Here is a 17772-nt window from a genome sequence, read left to right as displayed (position 1 = left end):
GAGCTTGCTCGCTCTACTTGCCGCATAAAGTAATAAGAGGTCACAATGACAGATGACTATTTTCACTTATTAAATTTAATAGGGGTGGCATTTTTTGCTGTCTCGGGGGCCTTAATGGGTTATGAGAAAAATATTGGTGGCTTTGGCGTTGTGGTTGTAGCTTCGATCACAGCTTTGGGTGGGGGAACACTTCGTGACGTGCTGCTAAATCAGCCCGTATTCTGGGTTGATAATCCAGAATACTTGTACTCAACATATACAGCCACAATTATTGCTATTCTCTTTATTCGCTATTTACCCCATGTATCAAATTATTACATGCTGCTTCTTGACGCGTTCGGCATGGCAATATTTAACATTATAGGAATTGAAAAATCCTTAATCGAAGGCACGGGAATGCTCATAGCAATAACAATGGGTGCGACAACGGGTATATTTGGTGGGCTTATGAGGGATGTAATATGCAGAGAAGTGCCGTCAGTTATGCAAGAAGAACTATATGCTTTAACGTGCATCTCAGGGGGCCTGACATATGCCGCATTGTTTCAACTAGGCGCACCCTACCTTTGGTGTATTCTGGGGTCGATTTTTAGTACTGTATTTCTCCGACTTGGTGCACTGCATTGGGGCTGGCAGGTAAACATCCTTAAAAAAAGACACTTCAAACAAAATGGGCAATGAGTTATTTGACATGCACTAATCCAGGGCTCACTTAAGCATAAATACTGCAAACCTAATAATTTATGTTTGTACTTTGTATGCCTTGCTAACACTGCAATTCATAAAAATTAACTCGGTATCAGCCTGTTATCGGAAATTTATGTCCAGTCGAATTAAACCGTCTTTATCGTCGAGCCGTATTTGCAATTGTCTGACACTTTTCCCAAACTTAGTTTCAGCCACCACAACCCGTTAAGCCGCCAACCTAATATAATATTAGTAGACTGACCGGCAGCTCAAACTGTGAGGGCTGCCAATTACAGCATCATTTAAATTATTTTTGTTTCCTCAGCAGGTTTTGCCGCGTTAGCCACGTCTGCTGACGGTTTATCCAACTCAGCATTTTTATCTGTCGTTGTTAAAGCGCTTTCTTGCTGGCCTGAAGGGTCTGTATAATTGTTATTCAGTTCTTGCACGTAGCGGTCGGCGTTATTAAGCACTTGTCGCAGTGCCTTTTTGGAACGCCAACCCCAGCCAACTGGGCTGGTGCTCAATATACTGTTCCAGAAACCAGTGTTGCGTTTGAACGCATTTATCATGCCTTCACGTCGTTCTGCACCAAGATCACTGGCATTAACGGGGATAGTTTTGCTAATTTTTACCGAGGCACGCTTTTTGATTTGTGCATAAATCCAAAGCAACACAATAACTATTGGCACACTTACAATAAGCCCTGTTTGCCATGAACTAATAGCCCAATTCCACCACGGTGCATCATATAAATGACCATAGACGCCTGCGGCTACAATACCGACGATAAGGGGCAATAGAAACACAACACTTCGCCAAGCTACGCCTCTACGCCACTTTTTCTTTAGCGCTATTAAGCGCGGCACCAGTTCATCTTCTATTTGATGTGCGGTGCGTTCTAAATTAGCGATAATACGGTAGAAACGCTCCACCTTAACCTGACCGATGCGCGCGTGAATATCTGCCATATCCGCGTTGCTTTTAGCTTCCAAACGCTCCCGTACCTTATCGTCTTCAATTGGTCGCGCCTGATCGGGGTTGAATATAGTATAAAATTTACCAGCAGTGAGGCCTTTTTCAGCGATCGCACGTTGCCAAGCGCCTACCACTTCTTCCAGATTATCTTCCTTGGCGGTTGTATCAATTTGATTGAGAATATATAAAAATTTATTCGCGTCACTGCGGCTTACCGTTTCGCCAACCAAGTGCTGCAAAGTATCGCGCATCGCGCCAGGCTCAGGGCGACGAGCGTCAAACAATACCAACACTAAGTCAGACATGTTCATAATGTGATCGGTAATACGCAAGGTAGCGGTTCGTTGTGCATCAGCATCAAAGCCCGGCGAATCTATCAGTATTTGACCTTTTAGCTGCTCACTAGGACAGGTTTTTAATTGCAAGTAGCTATCAATACGTGCGCCTTCGCTCTGAGATACCTTGTCTAACTCTTCACGCATTTTATAAAAAGGAAAACGTGGATCGGCGTCTAGCGCTATGCCAGGTAAACTGCGCGACTCTTTATCTTTTGAATAACACATTACGGTGAACTTATCGTCTACCGCCTGCGTACCACTTTCTTGTAATTTAGCGCCAACATAGCGGTTGATGAAACTAGACTTACCCGCAGAAAAAGTTCCAAGAATAGATATCATCGGCCACCAAGGCACATGAAAAGCGAAAGACTGACTGGTTTTTAACAAACCTAGGCGGTAGGCAACCCGGTCGAGACTGCGAAAGCTTTTCACTACTTCTACCAGCAGTTTATTTTCATTTTTTAAATGCGACTCAAGCTCGCTCAGGCGCTGTTTGACTTGTCGATTAGGTCCTGGCATAGAGAGTTCTCTTATATGTGTGGGGTAAAACGATAGGGGTTAATTATGTTATGACCTAAGCTGCGGAACGCGCTGTAATATGTATAATTCTAAATTCGAGTAGCTTAGCGCAAAAAACGAGCAGCAAGAGTTCAGAAAGAATAAACAATATACCTCATATATTCAATAGACATTGATTTTATAGGATTCGCAGGGAATACAGGATAACGTGATAAAAACCTGTGGAGTCAGAGCCGATGAAATGACCGCTTTGAATCTAAACCGTCTTTTAAACTAGATAGGTGCGAATGTCCGCATCGCGCAGACTTGCCTGTCAGCCTAGTTTGAATCTATGTTCAGCTCTGTCAGTTCAAGTGGCGAGCCAACGTCCAGTTAGTTAAATTTCTAGCAATTTTTGCACAATTTGGGCGTTGGCCGCCGGGAACGGGTAATCCTGCAAACGGTCGATCTCTACCCACATACCAACCTGATCTTCTTTATGCTGAGGCTCACCGGTAAAATCTTCAACCAGTTGAACGTGTAGCCGCACCTTTTTATCGCCGTAATCGTGTTCGATGAGTAAAAACTGCCGCTGCTTCATCACACCTATGCCCACTTCTTCGTGAAGCTCCCGTACCAACGCCTGCTGCACCGTTTCGCCAGCTTCTTGTTTGCCACCGGGAAACTCCCATTTTCCCCCTTGGTGCAGCCTGTCGGCGCGTTTGCTGATATATATGTATCGGTCACGTTTGATCACCCCAACGGCGACATCCACTAATCTCATATCGTTAGCCTTTTGTGCTGATATAAAAAAGTCGGGTTATTCTATGCAGAATCAACCCGACTTTGGCTTTACCCTAAATCAAGACTTAGCTTAATTTACCGTGGCATTGTTTGTATTTTTTGCCTGAACCACAAGGACACAAGTCGTTACGCCCGACCTTGGGGCCTTCACGCAAGGGGTTACTTGCTTGTTCAGGCTGACTGGATTGATTGGGTTGACTAGGTGATCCGTGTTCGTAATTTTTCGGTTGTTCATCGGCATGACGCCGCTTTTCTTCCACTGCTTCAACATCCGATTCGGCCTTAACCTGAACCTTACTTAGAATAGTCACTACTTCCACTTTCAGGGCTTCTAGCATTTCCGTGAAAAGCTCAAACGATTCACGTTTATATTCCTGTTTGGGATTCTTTTGCGCGTAACCACGCAAGTGAATCCCTTGGCGCAAGTGATCCATAGCAGCCAAATGCTCTTTCCAATGGCTATCAAGGTTTTGCAACATGACAGCTTTTTCAAATTGTCTGATCACATCCGGCCCGACTATCGCCTCTTTGGCTTTATAGGCAGTGTTTACTTGTTCCAGTATACGTTCCCGTAACTTCTCTTCGAATAATTTGTCATCTTCATCTAACCAGGCCTGGATAGGCATATCGAGTAAGAATTCGCTTTTAAAACGCGTCTCCAAGCCGGCAATATCCCACATTTCATCCAGGGACTGGGGAGGAATGTACTGATCTATAATGCCTTCGACCACATCCACACGGATGGCTTCGATGGTGCCACTGATTTCACCTTCGTCCAGTAATTCGTTACGCTGCTCGTAAATAACCTTACGTTGATCGTTAGCCACGTCATCGAATTCAAGTAGTTGCTTACGCATGTCGAAGTTTCTGCCTTCAACTTTACGCTGAGCGTTTTCGATGGCGCGGGTTACCCAGGGGTGTTCAATCGCTTCACCACGCTCCATGCCCAGACGTTTCATCATATTGCCCATTTTTTCTGAAGCAAAAATGCGCATTAAGGCATCGTCCAAAGACAGGTAAAAACGTGACGACCCGGCGTCACCTTGACGCCCGGAACGACCGCGCAACTGGTTATCGATGCGTCGTGATTCGTGGCGCTCTGTACCTATGATGTGCAAGCCACCAGATGCAATAACCGCATCGTGGTCTTTTTGCCACTGCTCTTTGATTTTTTCAACTGTGCCGGGCTTGGGGTCATGGATCCCTTCAACGGCCACTTGCCAGTTACCTCCCAAGACTATATCCGTTCCCCTACCAGCCATGTTGGTGGCTATGGTAATGGCGCCGGGTTTACCCGCCTGGGCTACTATATCCGCTTCCTGTTCATGGAATTTGGCGTTGAGAACCTTGTGGGTGATTTTGGCTTTTTTCAGAATATTTGAAATGAGTTCAGAGTTTTCAATGGATACCGTACCCACCAGGGCGGGTTGCCCCCGTTTTACACAGTCTTTGATATCTTCAACTATGGCCTCGTATTTTTCTTCAGCAGTGAGATAAATCAAATCGGCTTTGTCTGCTCTGACCATAGGTTGGTTGGTAGGAATAACCACTGTGTCCAGTCCATAAATACTTTGGAACTCAAAAGCTTCTGTGTCGGCAGTACCTGTCATACCGGACAATTTGTCATATAGGCGAAAGTAATTTTGGAAGGTGATCGACGCCAGGGTCTGGTTTTCGTTTTGGATATTTACCAATTCTTTGGCTTCAACTGCCTGGTGCAGTCCTTCAGACCAACGACGACCTTCCATAGTACGTCCGGTGTGCTCGTCTACTATCACCACCTGATTGTCTTTGACTATGTAATCCACGTCACGGCTAAACAGCTTGTGAGCCCGCAGCGCAGCATTGACATGGTGCAACAAGGAAATGTTGGCGGCGGCAAACAAGGACTCATCCCCAGGCAACAGACCAATTCGCTGTAATATCTCTTCCACCTGAATTTGACCTTTTTCGGTCAAGTGAACCTGCTTACCCTTTTCATCAATGGTGAAATCACCATCCCCCGTTTCGCCTTCCTCATCTTCCTTTTCTTGCTGCTGCAACTCCGGAATGATGAGGTTAATTTGACGGTATAATTCTGAACTGTCTTCCGCCTGGCCGGAGATGATCAATGGGGTTCTGGCTTCGTCTATAAGGATCGAATCGACTTCATCGATTATGGCAAAATGAAGGTCTCTTTGTACGCGGTCCTTGGGAGTAAAGGCCATGTTGTCGCGCAAATAGTCAAAACCAAATTCATTGTTGGTGCCATAGGTAATGTCTGCGGCATAGGCTTCACGCTTTTGCTCATGTGATAAACCCGGAATGTTACAACCGACCGTCAAACCCAAAAATTCAAATAAGGGCCGACTCCAGTCTGCGTCACGGCGCGCCAGGTAATCGTTGACTGTGATCACATGTACGCCTTTGCCCGTAATTGCGTTCAAATAAGCAGGCAAAGTCGAGGTCAGGGTTTTACCTTCACCGGTTCGCATCTCGGCAATCTGCCCCTCATGTAACACTTGCCCACCGAGCATTTGCACATCAAAATGGCGCATGGCAAAAACCCGTTTACTGGCTTCTCGTACTAAGGCAAAGGCTTCAGGCAACAGGTCATCAGTGTTTTGCTCACCTTGCAGACGTGTTTGAAACTCAGTGCTTTTACCTTTGATTTGCTCATCGCTGAGCGCTTCAAATTCCCCTTCAAGCTGATTAATTTGTTCAACGGTTTTAGCTAATTTTTTTAAAGTTCGGTCGTTACGGCTACCAAAAACTTTGGTCAGAATACTCGAAAACATTGATTTACAGCTTCCAATCTAATAAGTGAATAACGATATACGCCAAAAAAAGACAAATATCATGACTAAAAATAAAACAATCGGCTCAAAGAGGGCCGATTGTCGTTAATACCTAAATTCGGATATCGCATATCGCATATCGCATATCCCAAAATCGAGTCTTAAAATAACAGGCTGGGGTCGATAAACCTAATCCCGATAAACAAATGGCAATGGATCTTGAGGTTGCCCTTTGTTTATTACTTCATAATGCACATGTGCACCGGTGGAACGGCCGGTGTTACCCATCAGGGCTACGGATTGTCCCTTAGTCACCACGTCGCCTATTTTAACATTAAGCTGCTTATTATGACCGTAACGTGTGACTAATCCATTACCGTGATCAATTTCGACTAATTCGCCATAACCATAACGCGTCGCCGCCCAAGTTACTATACCCGCACCTGTTGCTACAACAGATTCACCTTCGCTTCCAGCGAAGTCCAGGCCTTTATGCATAGTCGGCTGGCCAGTAAAAGGATCGGTGCGAATACCGTAATAAGACGACAGCCATCCAGCCGCAATGGGGCGTCCAGCTAAAGCACTTTGTTCAGTGATATGGTGACTCATCAGGATAGATTCAAGAGCACTGAGTTGCTGCTCTTTACTGTTCACTTCATCCACCATGATGTCGATACGCGAAAGCAGGTTAGTGTGGACTAATTCCGTGGTGTGAGGGCCCTCAGTCAGGGGATCAGATGATGACTCAAGACTGAAACTAAATTCTTGTGGATTGAGGTCAGCATCTTCCACCAGACGCGTCCCCAAGGCATTGACCTTAACCATTTGGCTTTGAATTTCACTTAATTTATTCACTATACGACTAAGTTGCTGCTCAGTAGCGATTTTTAATTCGTTCAGTTCACGTTGCTGCTGCTCGAAGCCCGACTGCGCCAGAGCGATGCGCGCCAGCTTTTCCTGAGGCGCATCAGTGGATCGACTGGATATCAGGAATAAACCGCAGACTACCAGAAAACAACTCATAGTCTGGCGTTTAGTCGGCCGAAACAGATATCTGGCTTTTTTAGTGCGATAAAGTAACGTCAAACTCATTATCGAATATTGTCCTCGTGGGTACTATACATCTCGCGCTAACCCGCACTTTAGCAAAGGGCCAACAATAAATAATGCCTGAACATCTAAACGAAAAATGCCGCTTAACGCGGCATTCAAATAATCTTAAGCTTAATTCGCTAGAATTGGTGACGCGAAACGAATCGGTAATTCTTCGCTGTTGTCGTAGCTGACAAATTCCCAACAGGATTGATTTTGCAACAAGGCATTCAGTAACTTGTTATTCAACCCGTGTCCGGTTTTATAAGCGACCAGTTCACCAATTATGCTATGTCCACCCAAATAAAGATCGCCTATGGCATCGAGTATTTTATGTTTTAAAAACTCGTCGCTATAACGCAAGCCCTCGGGATTGAGCACCCGATACTCATCCAATGCAACCGCATTGGCCATGCTGCCACCCAGCGCCAGGTTGTTGGCATTCATATACTCCAGATCTTTCATAAAACCAAAGGTCCGGGCACGACTGACTTCATCCACATAGGAGGATGAATTGAAATCCAGCACCATATGCTGGCGGGTCTGGCTGATCGCCGGGTGATCAAAATCGATTCTGAAATCGACCCTGAATCCGTCGTGGGGCCGTAACTCGGCCCACTTGTCAGCGTCTGTGACTCTGATCGTTTTTTTGATCTTAATAAATTGTTTGGGAGCATTTAGCTCTTCAATGCCCACAGATTGTAATAAAAAGATGAAGGGGCTGGCGCTGCCATCCATGATCGGCAACTCGTCACTATCGACTTCGACAATGATGTTATCTATGCCCAACCCAGCCAGAGCGGATGCCAAGTGCTCCACGGTCGAAATAGTGACGCCGTCAGCATTACTTAAACAGGTACACAGCATAGTGTCACCAACCGCATCTGCCCGAGCAGGAATATCGGCATAAGGCTCAAGGTCAACCCGGCGAAATACAATACCCGTATTCGCCGGCGCAGGCCGGAGAGTCATAGTGACCTTGTCACCTTTGTGCAAACCAATCCCCGTCTCTTGAACAGATTGTTTGATCGTACGTTGTTTAATCATCTCTCTCTTGGCTCAAAGTATTAACCCCATAAAAAGCGGCACACATTATAGAAACTATAGGCGCTGTTGTCAAAATAGTGTCATATTCACTAAAATCAAGTGAATCACCATTTTACCACTTACTCGAGCCTAACCTACTGTATGACAGAAGATTCCTGGATAGATTCCATTTAACCTACTGCTAATCAGCCTGCTTGCGCAAGAAAGCAGGAATGTCCAGATATTCTAAATCATGCCCAGAATCAACCCGATCTTCACTGGCAACCGTGCGATGTCTTTCGGTTGTGACGCTAGTCGTCATATTATCGGTACCGTTAGCTTGCACGTGCAAAGCAAATTCATTGCTGTCGGCACTGACCCGTGCACTGCGATTCGATACCAGAGAAATATCAGGCTTGCGTTCTGCACCTATGCCCGTTGCTACCACTGTAACGCGCAGTTCGTCGGTCATATCCATATCGATAACCGTACCCACTACAACTGTCGCATTCTCAGAAGCGAAGGCTTTGACTGCATTACCCACAGTTTCGAATTCGTCGATTGAGAAATCCGGACCGGCGGTAATATTAACCAAAATACCCCGAGCACCCGACAAATCTATGTCTTCTAACAGCGGACATGCAATAGCGCCTTCAGATGCTTCTTCAGCCCTGTCTTCACCACTGGCGGAGCCACTGCCCATCATAGCCGTTCCCATTTCAGACATAACGGTTTTCACATCGGCGAAATCCACGTTGATCAGTCCAGGACGAGTAATTAACTCGGCTATGCCTTGCACAGCACCCCGTAATATATCATTTGCAGCACTAAAGGCTTGCAGTAAAGGTGTGCCTTTGCCCATCACCTTGAGCAATTTCTCATTGGGGATGGTGATGAGGGAATCAACATACTTGGATAATTCTTCAATACCCTGCTCAGCAAAATCCGTACGCTTACGCCCTTCAAAAGGGAAAGGCTTAGTGACCACGGCGACCGTGAGTATGCCCAGCTCTTTAGCGATTTTAGCCACTTCAGGTGCGGCGCCCGTACCTGTGCCTCCGCCCATACCCGCGGTGATGAAAATCATATCCGCGCCTTCAATGGCCTGGCGGATGGTTTCCCGGTCTTCCTCTGCGGCTTGACGCCCGACATTAGGGTTCGCCCCGGCTCCCAGGCCCTTGGTTACTCCTGAACCTATTTGCAAGGTAATATTGGCAGATGAGCTACGCAATACTTGGGCATCGGTATTGATGGCGATAAATTCCACGCCTTCAATACTGTGTGCCACCATGTGCTCAATTGCGTTACCACCACCCCCACCAACACCTATTACCTTGATGACGGCTTCTTCGTTATGGCTATCCATTAATTCAAACATTTTTTACTCTCCGGTTTTTGCGCTAAGACAAGCAAACAATTAACGTTTACAGCCTGTAGTTCTTTTATCTGTTTTAATGATGAAGTTTAAAACTCACCCTTAAACCAACTCTGTATTCTTTCCCAAACGCCATCAGACGTTTTATTTTTAGCCGCAATTTTTGCGCTTAGGTGTTCTTTTCCGTATTGCAACAAACCAATGGCTGTGGCAAAGGTCGGATCTTCCACATATTCAGATAATCCTTTCATTCCCAAAGGATGGCCAACCCTGACCGGCATTTGGAAAATCTCTTCTGCGAATTCCACGGCACCTTCCATTTTCGCCGTCCCACCCGTTAATACTATACCTGCAGCAATTTGTTCTTCGAAGCCGCTGCCACGGATTTCAGCCTGGACTAATTCAAATAATTCCTGATAACGCGGCTCGATCACTTCTGCCAGGGTATGCCTGGACATGGCGCGAGACGGTCTGCCCCCCACGCTATGCACTTCAATATTTTCTTCCATGCTGACCATATCTTTCAGGGCACAGGCATAACTAATTTTAATATCTTCTGCATGGCTAATCGGTGTGCGGAAAATCTTGGCAATATCGCTGGTGATCTGATTTCCCGCCGCTGGTATAACAGCAGTATGGCGTATGGCACCATCGGTATAGATGACCATATCCATAGTGCCGCCGCCGATATCGACCACACACACACCCAATTCTTTTTCATCATCGGTTAACACCGCGTAACTGGACGCCAAAGACGAGAATATCAGCTGATCTGTGGTGAGCTCACATCGTTCGACACACTTCACCAGGTTCTTCGCCATATCGTCTGCGCAAGTAATAATGTGGGCCTGAGCTTCCATGCGCACCCCAGACATGCCTATGGGGTTTTTGATCCCCTCCTGCACGTCTATGGTAAATTCTTGCGGTAATACATGCAGCAATCGGCGTTCAGCGGCAATGGGCACAGAGCGGGCGGCATGAATAACATTATCCACATCTTCCTGAGTGACTTCTTTGTTGTTTATGGGCACCATGCCGCTCTCATTTTGACACTGCACATGTCGCCCTGAGATAGACATATAAACCGACGATACCCGGCAGTCTGCCATTAACTCCATTTCGCTCATCGCCCGTTGTACAGACTGTACAACCAGGTTCAGATCATTCACTCCACCCTTATCCATGCCTCTGGCTGGATGACTGCCGACGCCGATCACACTGATCCCGCCATTGTCGAGCAATTCACCGACCACGGCCTTGACCATACTGGTACCAATGTCTAAGCCAACAATCAGCTTTCTATCCGCAACTTTAGACATCTTGTGTTGTTCTCACTATCACTAACTCTCTTGTGGTTGTTTGACTGCGAGTTTCCACCCGACAGCAAATCCTGTGTCGTAACGTAAATCGACGTAATCTACTGCCTTTTCCTGCTTGATCAACAAGGGGTAGAGATCGATAAAACGTTGCAGACGGTCGATAAATTCCTTGCGTCCTAAATTCAGACTGATGCCATTTTGTAACTTCAGGTTCCAAGCAAAACGTTCGCTTAGCACCAGTTCGTCAATATAAAGTCCGGCCCCTTTTAATAACGCCTGCATCGCTCGGTAGCCTTGCAGTGCAGTTTGTTCGCTGCCCCCAGGACCAAATAAATTCGGTATAAGCGGTGATGGTTGCTGTGCGCTAATAGCCCCATCAAAGGTTTCACCATACTGATTTAACAATAAGTCATCATTCCAGCGCGCCGCTGGACTTTGCTCGACGACATAAACCTTCAGGCTGTTAGGCCATCTCTTGCGTACCGAAGCGCGATACACCCAAGGCATCGCCTCTACGTCTTTGTGTGCCTGCTCCACATCCAGTTCGAAAAAACTGCCCGGTTGCGATAGGCGAATTAGGCGCTCGATTTGTATATCCTCGATATACAACCGTTTTCCCGACACTGATACTTCGTTCAGCGGCGCCTGTTGCTCATCTTCAGACCAGCTTTTAATTGCCAGCGCACCATAAATAATGACACCGAGTAAAATCAGCAAAAATACCATGCCACCGACAAAACGGTAGCTGGTTGGAGGCTGATTTTGCGCTAAAGCCTCACTCATTTTGCTAAATCAGCCGTGGCCAATATCGCTGCCGATAACTGGGCAAAGCTCATTCCTGCTTGTTTGGCCGCCAAGGGCACTAAACTCTTCTTGGTCATACCCGGCACAGTATTAGCTTCCAGCAGATAAAACTTACCTAACATGTCCTGCATAAAATCAACCCGTCCCCAGCCGGATCCCGCCAAAGCATCGAAGGCTCTGAGTGACAAATCTGCTAAAAAGGCTTCCTGCTCATGAGATAATCCGCTGGGGCAAAAATACTGAGTACTATCGGCTTGGTATTTAGCCGTATAATCGTAAAAATCTCGGGGGGTAGACATGCTAATTGAGGGCAAAGTATTACCCGCGAGTATGCTAACTGTGTACTCGGAACCCTGAATAAACTGCTCCAACAAGACCTTATCATCAAATTTAAAGGCGTGTTGAACCGCAGTCGCAAGTTGCTCTGCGCTGGAAACTTTAGCCATCCCGATACTGGAGCCTTCTTGTGCAGGCTTGACCATAACCACGTTCCCTAAGCGGTCCATTATAGCCTCGCAAGCGCTGGCATCAAAGTCTATTTTATCGGCAATTTCATAATTTGCGGTGGGCAGCCCCAAGCTTTGCCATACCTGTTTACTGCGAATTTTATCCATACACAGCGCCGAACCCAGTACTCCACTGCCGGTATAAGGGACATTCAGTTGCTGCAACGCCCCTTGCAAAGAGCCGTCCTCGCCGCCGCGACCATGTAACATGATCAATACGCGTTGGAAATCCGCTGCCACTAACTCGGTCAAACTCTGCTTTGCGGGATCAAATCCGTGGGCATCAATGCCAAGACTTAATAGGGCGTCGAGTACTGCCTGGCCTGACATCAAAGAAACGTCACGTTCCGCCGAGCTGCCACCAAACATCACGGCCACTTTGCCAAAAGCCTGGTTTGTTGTCTTGGCTTGGCTCATAGCGTCCATCCTTGAGACAACGCATTTTTATCCAGTTTCATTTGCTGTAGTTGTTTGGCAATCTGCCCTATATTACCTGCCCCTTGGGTCATCAATATGTCCTGATCTTGCAAGACTTCCGCCAGTAACTTGGGTAATTCGTCTTTGTCGGTCACATATATTGGCTCCAGTTGACCGCGCTGACGGATAGAACGGCACAGGGACTTGCTGTCTGCTCCGTCGATCGCTTCTTCTCCTGCGGGATAAACATCTAACAACAACAAGACGTCCACCTGAGACAAGACCCGCACAAAATCTTCATATAAATCCCGGGTACGGCTATATCTATGGGGCTGATAAGCCATTACCAAGCGGCGGTTGGGCCAGTTATTTCGGGCCACGGCTATAGTTACCTCCACTTCGGTAGGGTGGTGGCCGTAGTCATCGACCAACAGGGTATCACCGTCACCCATAGGGAATTCGCCCAACATTTCAAAGCGCCGGCCAATACCGGAAAAACTGGCCAGGGCCGCAACGATGGCCTGGTCCGCTATCCCTTCATCGGTGGCCACGGCAATCGCCGCCAAAGCATTGAGCACGTTATGTTTGCCCGGAATATTGACGACGACTTGCACCTCAGGATGCCCCTGACGTATGAGTGTGAATTCACTTTGATTGAAGCCGTGTGTCACCTTACTGGCACGTACATCAGCCTGTTCGCTGTATCCATAAGTGAGGTACTTACGCTTGATCTGCGGCAGTAATTGGGTGATCACCGGATCATCGATACACAAGACCGCCAGGCCGTAAAAGGGTAAATTATGCAAAAAGTCGATATAGGTAGCCTGCATCTTGAGGAAATCCCCTTGATAGGTTTCCATATGATCCGGCTCTATATTGGTCACCACTGACACCATAGGCTGCAGGTGCACAAATGACGCGTCACTTTCATCAGCCTCGGCAATCAGGTAACGACTCGAACCCAAACGGGCATTGGTACCGGCACTGTTGAGCAGGCCACCTATGACAAAGGTTGGATCCAGCTCTGCGTGAGCAAAAATAGTAGCGATCAAACTTGTGGTAGTGGTTTTACCATGGGTACCGGCTATGGCAATACCGTGACGGAAACGCATCAGCTCAGCCAGCATCTCTGCCCGGCGGATCACTGGAATACGCAACTCATTGGCGGCTTGCACCTCAGGGTTGGTCGGATCGATAGCACTGGACACCACCACCACATTAGCCAGGCTAACATTGTCCGGTTGGTGCCCGAAAAAAATGGTCGCCCCTAATGCCGACAAACGATCGGTCATACCATTGGCCTGCCGGTCAGAACCGGATACCTGATACCCTTCGTTAAGTAATACTTCTGCAATCCCGCCCATGCCCGCACCGCCTATACCAACAAAGTGGATATGTTTGATGCGGCGCATTTCTGGCACATGATAATGAATTTTATCGGGTTTTATCATTGCCCTTTCCCCGCTAACATCTGGCAGCAATGTGTCACATCCTGTACTGCATTTAATTTGGCTAATTTACGGGCCATCTTGCCCATGTCTAATAACTGTTGAGGCTGGTTAAAACACTCTTGTAAAATGCTGCTTAACCCGCCCTGTTGTAATTCTGTTTGCGTTAATAAATACGCGGCACCGCGATTGACCAGACTCAGAGCATTTTTGGTTTGATGATCATCTACCGCATGTGGCAGGGGTACAAAGATTGCCGCCACACCCGCCGCCGCAACTTCGGCCACGGTCAAAGCACCGCTGCGACAAATCACCAAATCTGCCCACTGGTATGCCTCTGGCATATCGTCAATAAATTCCAAGGCCTGCCAAGTGCAGCCCTGTTGGAGTTGAGACTGGTAATTTTCCGTCACTGAGACCAAATGTCCGGCTCCGCATTGATGGCGAACAGAGAAACCAGAAAAAACGGCTAGAGTCTTAGGGATCTCTTCGTTCAGAGCCTTGGCGCCCAGACTGCCACCCACTACCAATATATTAAGAGGTGAATGCACGCTGCCTTTGCTCATTAGTTCACTAAATTCGGCCCGCACTGGGTTGCCTACCCATAGGTATTTGGTGTCCGTCTGCGCCCGGCGCTGGGCAACAAAGGTACGGTCAAAGCCGGTCATCACTTTAGTTGCCATACGCGCTAATAATTTATTGGTGGCCCCGGGTACGGCATTTTGTTCATGCAACAGCAAAGGGATACCTGCCAGCCATGCCGCTACTCCTCCCGGACCGCTGGCAAACCCGCCCATGCCCAAAACCAGATCCGGCTGCACTTGGCGAATAATTTTACGTGCTTGAAACACGGCCTTAAGTATTTTGAACGGAGCACTGATCAAACGCCAGGGGCCATTACCCCTGACACCAGCAATATCGATAAAGCTGATGGCATACCCAGCTTTGGGCACGATTTGCGCTTCCATACGCTGGGCAGTGCCCAGCCAATGAATGTGCCAGCCAAGTTTTGTCAGGGCGTCAGCAACGGCTAGACCCGGAAAGACATGGCCTCCGGTGCCCCCAGCCATCACTAATAAGGTCTTATTCATCTGACTCACCATCCTTGGCAAAGTTCTTTTTATCCTTCACGGCGTAAGCTACGTCATCGAGCACAGTTGCAACCTGCTTTTTGCCCTCTGCAGCAGAACGTTTCGTTTTAGCTTTACCACTTGTATCTATTGCCTGGATACCATCCACCCGCATTTCAAAATCAATACGCACCAGCAACGCCACGGCGACAGCCATTACAATCAGGCTAGACCCGCCATAACTGAGCAAGGGAAAAGTTAACCCTTTGGTGGGCAATATTCCGACGCTGGCGCCTACATTCACGGCCGTCTGGAAACTAAACCAGATACCGATGGAATAAGCCAGGTAGGCATCAAAAGGGCGTTCTTTTTGCAGTGCCAGGCTGCCCATCTTCATGGCTTTGAGCACGATACACAACATGATGAGCAATACTGTTAATACCCCGGCAAATCCCAGTTCTTCTGCGAGGATGGCCATAATAAAATCTGTGTGGGCCTCGGGCAAATACTCGAGTTTTTGCAAGCTGTTGCCCAAACCCTGGCCGAAAATATCACCCCGGCCATAAGCCATCAAAGACTGGGTTAGCTGATAGCCGCTGCCAAAGGGATCCGCCCAGGGATCAAGGAATGAGGTAATACGTTTCATGCGATATTCTTCGAACATGATCAGAAAAGTCACCGCCAGACTACCTGTTATAGCCAAGCCGAAAAATTGCCATAACTTGGCACCGGCTAAAAAGAGCAAACCAATGGTAGTGCATAACATGACCACTACCGTGCCTAAATCCGGTTGCATTAACAGCAATACTGCCAGGGCAAAAAATACCACCAGGGGTTTGAGGAAACCTTTAATATTTTCCGTGACTTCTTCATAACGTCTGACCAGGTAACCTGCCAGATAGCAAAAGAAAAATAATTTAGCCGGTTCGGCAGCCTGGATGGTTATTGGTCCTATTGCCAACCAACGGGTACTACCGTTGACACTTCGTCCGACAAGCAAGACCGCAATTAACAGCACTAAGGCAAATAACAATAACCAGACATTGCTGACCCGCCACCATTGCATGGGAATTTGCATCACCACCAAGGCACTGCCTATGGCCAAGATAATGTAAATGCCGTGACGGATGGCAAAATGAAAGGGGTTGTCAAACAGACGGGCGCCAACAGGCATAGAAGCCGAGGTGACAATCACCAAACCAATAGTTAATAACGCCAAGGCCAATAACAACAGACTAACGTCATAAGGTTTGCATGAAGGTTTAACGGCATCATGGCGCTGGGCAAACATCAAACGCAGGGGATTGGCAGCCTGGGACATATTCATATAGCCAGCCCCTCTATCGCTGTGGCAAAATGCTCACCACGTTGCTCATAGTTAGTGAACATATCCAGACTGGCACAAGCTGGGGATAACAACACTATATCCGCGGGTTTGGCAAGTTTAGCCGCTAGTTGTACCGCGAGATCAAGACTCACTACCTGGTGGCTGCCGGGTTTGAGTTGTGCTAAGCGCGCACCATCTTTACCTAAGGTGATCAGCACATCCACAGACTGGGCGAATAGTTGGCGTAATGGCGAAAAATCGGCACCTTTGCCGTCACCACCGGCTATTAATAATAATTTGCCAGCACCACTGCCTCGCAAACCCGAGATGGCAGCAACGGTCGCCCCCACATTCGTGGCTTTAGAATCATTGATCCAGCGCACCTGATTATACATAGATACAGTTTGACAACGATGAGCCAGGCCACCAAAGGTTTTTGCGCCTTGTTTAATGGCCTCAAGAGGCAAACCAGCTAGCATAGCCATGGCGGCTGCGGCTTGGATATTGAGCATATTATGTTTACCCACTAACAAACATTCATCACTGGTGAGGAAAATTTCTCCATCAAACAATATGTTTTGTTTGGCCTGATCCCAGCTAAAACCTGCGGTGGTTGCGCTCAAACCAAACAGCAGGTCTGCTTGAGCATCTAGCGACCAGGTACTGCTATCATCGCGATTAGATACAACATACTTGGCGGTCTGGTATATTTTTAACTTTGCCTGGCGGTAATTAGCCAAATTGCCATGGCGGTCCAAATGATCATCACTTAAGTTGAGCATACAGGCCACTAGTGGACGCAGTGAGCTTAGGGTTTCCAACTGAAAGCTGGACAGCTCTAAGATAATAAATTCCGCGTCTTTATCCAGTAGCTCCAGCGCAGGAATACCAATATTACCTCCCAGTAGCGCCTTCGTTCCCGCCGCTTGGAACATCACCTCAAGTAAAGATGCCACCGTTGATTTGCCATTTGAGCCCGTCACAGCCAACACAGGCGTACAGTTGAATCTGGCAAAAAGTTCGATATCTCCGATGACGTCGATGCCAGCCTTAATTGCCGCTTCAATTGCCGGTTCGCTTAAACTGACGCCGGGACTGACTACCACTAAATCACTGGTGATTAAACGCTGCTCGTCCAATTCCCCCAACTGCAACGGGATATCCAACTGGATAGCAAGTGCGGGTCGGGTATCCATGGCGCTGACTTTCGCTTTCTGAGCCAATAAAAAGCGCACGCAAGACAGGCCCGTAAGGCCAAGTCCCACTACTACGACATTTTTATTTTTCAGAGTTGCAAACGCCATTT

The 17772-nt window shown here is 47.5% G+C and carries 14 protein-coding genes; 1 reads left to right on the top strand and 13 read right to left on the bottom strand.

All coding sequences use genetic code 11. The features are described 5' to 3' along the window. The first annotated feature begins 45 nt into the window (after nt 1-45). Nucleotides 46-681, top strand: a complete 636-nt coding sequence (locus tag AC3RV5_RS03975) for a trimeric intracellular cation channel family protein (protein WP_489730678.1) — start codon at nt 46-48, stop codon at nt 679-681. A 308-nt stretch (nt 682-989) separates the two neighbouring features. Here the strand turns inward: AC3RV5_RS03975 and AC3RV5_RS03970 are convergent, their stop codons facing one another. From AC3RV5_RS03970 to murD, 13 genes are all read right to left on the bottom strand, one after another. After that, entirely contained in the window at nt 990-2522 is a 1533-nt protein-coding gene (locus AC3RV5_RS03970) for a dynamin family protein (protein ID WP_489730677.1), read from the bottom strand. A gap of 376 nt (nt 2523-2898) precedes the next feature. Then, nucleotides 2899-3285 (bottom strand): 8-oxo-dGTP diphosphatase MutT, encoded by a 387-nt coding sequence (mutT, locus tag AC3RV5_RS03965; protein WP_489730676.1) that lies wholly within the window; start codon nt 3283-3285, stop codon nt 2899-2901. 85 nt (nt 3286-3370) lie between these two features. Continuing rightward, nucleotides 3371-6082, bottom strand: coding sequence for a preprotein translocase subunit SecA (gene secA / locus AC3RV5_RS03960; RefSeq protein ID WP_489730675.1), 2712 nt, complete (start codon nt 6080-6082; stop codon nt 3371-3373). Nucleotides 6083-6271: 189 nt separating this feature from the next. Continuing rightward, nucleotides 6272-7174, bottom strand: coding sequence for a peptidoglycan DD-metalloendopeptidase family protein (locus AC3RV5_RS03955; RefSeq protein WP_489730674.1), 903 nt, complete (start codon nt 7172-7174; stop codon nt 6272-6274). A 132-nt stretch (nt 7175-7306) separates the two neighbouring features. Continuing rightward, complete coding sequence (gene lpxC, locus AC3RV5_RS03950) at nt 7307-8221, bottom strand: UDP-3-O-acyl-N-acetylglucosamine deacetylase (RefSeq protein ID WP_489730673.1); 915 nt, start codon at nt 8219-8221, stop codon at nt 7307-7309. Nucleotides 8222-8402: 181 nt separating this feature from the next. Then, a complete protein-coding gene (gene ftsZ, locus AC3RV5_RS03945) occupies nt 8403-9578 on the bottom strand; it encodes a cell division protein FtsZ (RefSeq protein WP_489730672.1) in 1176 nt (391 codons plus the stop codon). Nucleotides 9579-9664: 86 nt separating this feature from the next. Further along, on the bottom strand, nt 9665-10894 hold the full coding sequence (gene ftsA / locus AC3RV5_RS03940) for a cell division protein FtsA (protein ID WP_489730671.1): 1230 nt from the start codon (nt 10892-10894) through the stop codon (nt 9665-9667). Nucleotides 10895-10915: 21 nt separating this feature from the next. Beyond that, nucleotides 10916-11677 carry a cell division protein FtsQ/DivIB gene (locus tag AC3RV5_RS03935; RefSeq protein ID WP_489730670.1) on the bottom strand — a complete coding sequence of 254 codons (762 nt, stop codon included), beginning with the start codon at nt 11675-11677 and terminating at the stop codon, nt 10916-10918. Next, nucleotides 11674-12621: a D-alanine--D-alanine ligase gene (locus tag AC3RV5_RS03930; protein ID WP_489730669.1), complete on the bottom strand. Its 948-nt coding sequence runs from the start codon at nt 12619-12621 to the stop codon at nt 11674-11676. Before AC3RV5_RS03930 ends, AC3RV5_RS03935 begins: the two co-directional genes overlap by 4 nt. Further along, a complete protein-coding gene (gene murC / locus AC3RV5_RS03925) occupies nt 12618-14072 on the bottom strand; it encodes a UDP-N-acetylmuramate--L-alanine ligase (RefSeq protein WP_489730668.1) in 1455 nt (484 codons plus the stop codon). The genes AC3RV5_RS03930 and murC overlap by 4 nt, the downstream gene beginning before the upstream one ends. After that, nucleotides 14069-15172, bottom strand: coding sequence for an undecaprenyldiphospho-muramoylpentapeptide beta-N-acetylglucosaminyltransferase (gene murG, locus AC3RV5_RS03920; protein ID WP_489732093.1), 1104 nt, complete (start codon nt 15170-15172; stop codon nt 14069-14071). The genes murC and murG overlap by 4 nt, the downstream gene beginning before the upstream one ends. Next, the gene (ftsW, locus tag AC3RV5_RS03915; protein WP_489730667.1) at nt 15153-16466 is read right to left on the bottom strand and encodes a cell division protein FtsW; all 1314 of its coding nucleotides are present in this window, start codon (nt 16464-16466) and stop codon (nt 15153-15155) included. The genes murG and ftsW overlap by 20 nt, the downstream gene beginning before the upstream one ends. Next, nucleotides 16463-17770: a UDP-N-acetylmuramoyl-L-alanine--D-glutamate ligase gene (gene murD / locus AC3RV5_RS03910; RefSeq protein ID WP_489730666.1), complete on the bottom strand. Its 1308-nt coding sequence runs from the start codon at nt 17768-17770 to the stop codon at nt 16463-16465. Before murD ends, ftsW begins: the two co-directional genes overlap by 4 nt. Nucleotides 17771-17772 lie beyond the last annotated feature (2 nt).

The organism is Paraglaciecola sp. IT1134 (genome assembly GCF_058068185.1).
This window is presented reverse-complemented; position numbering and strand designations above follow the sequence as displayed.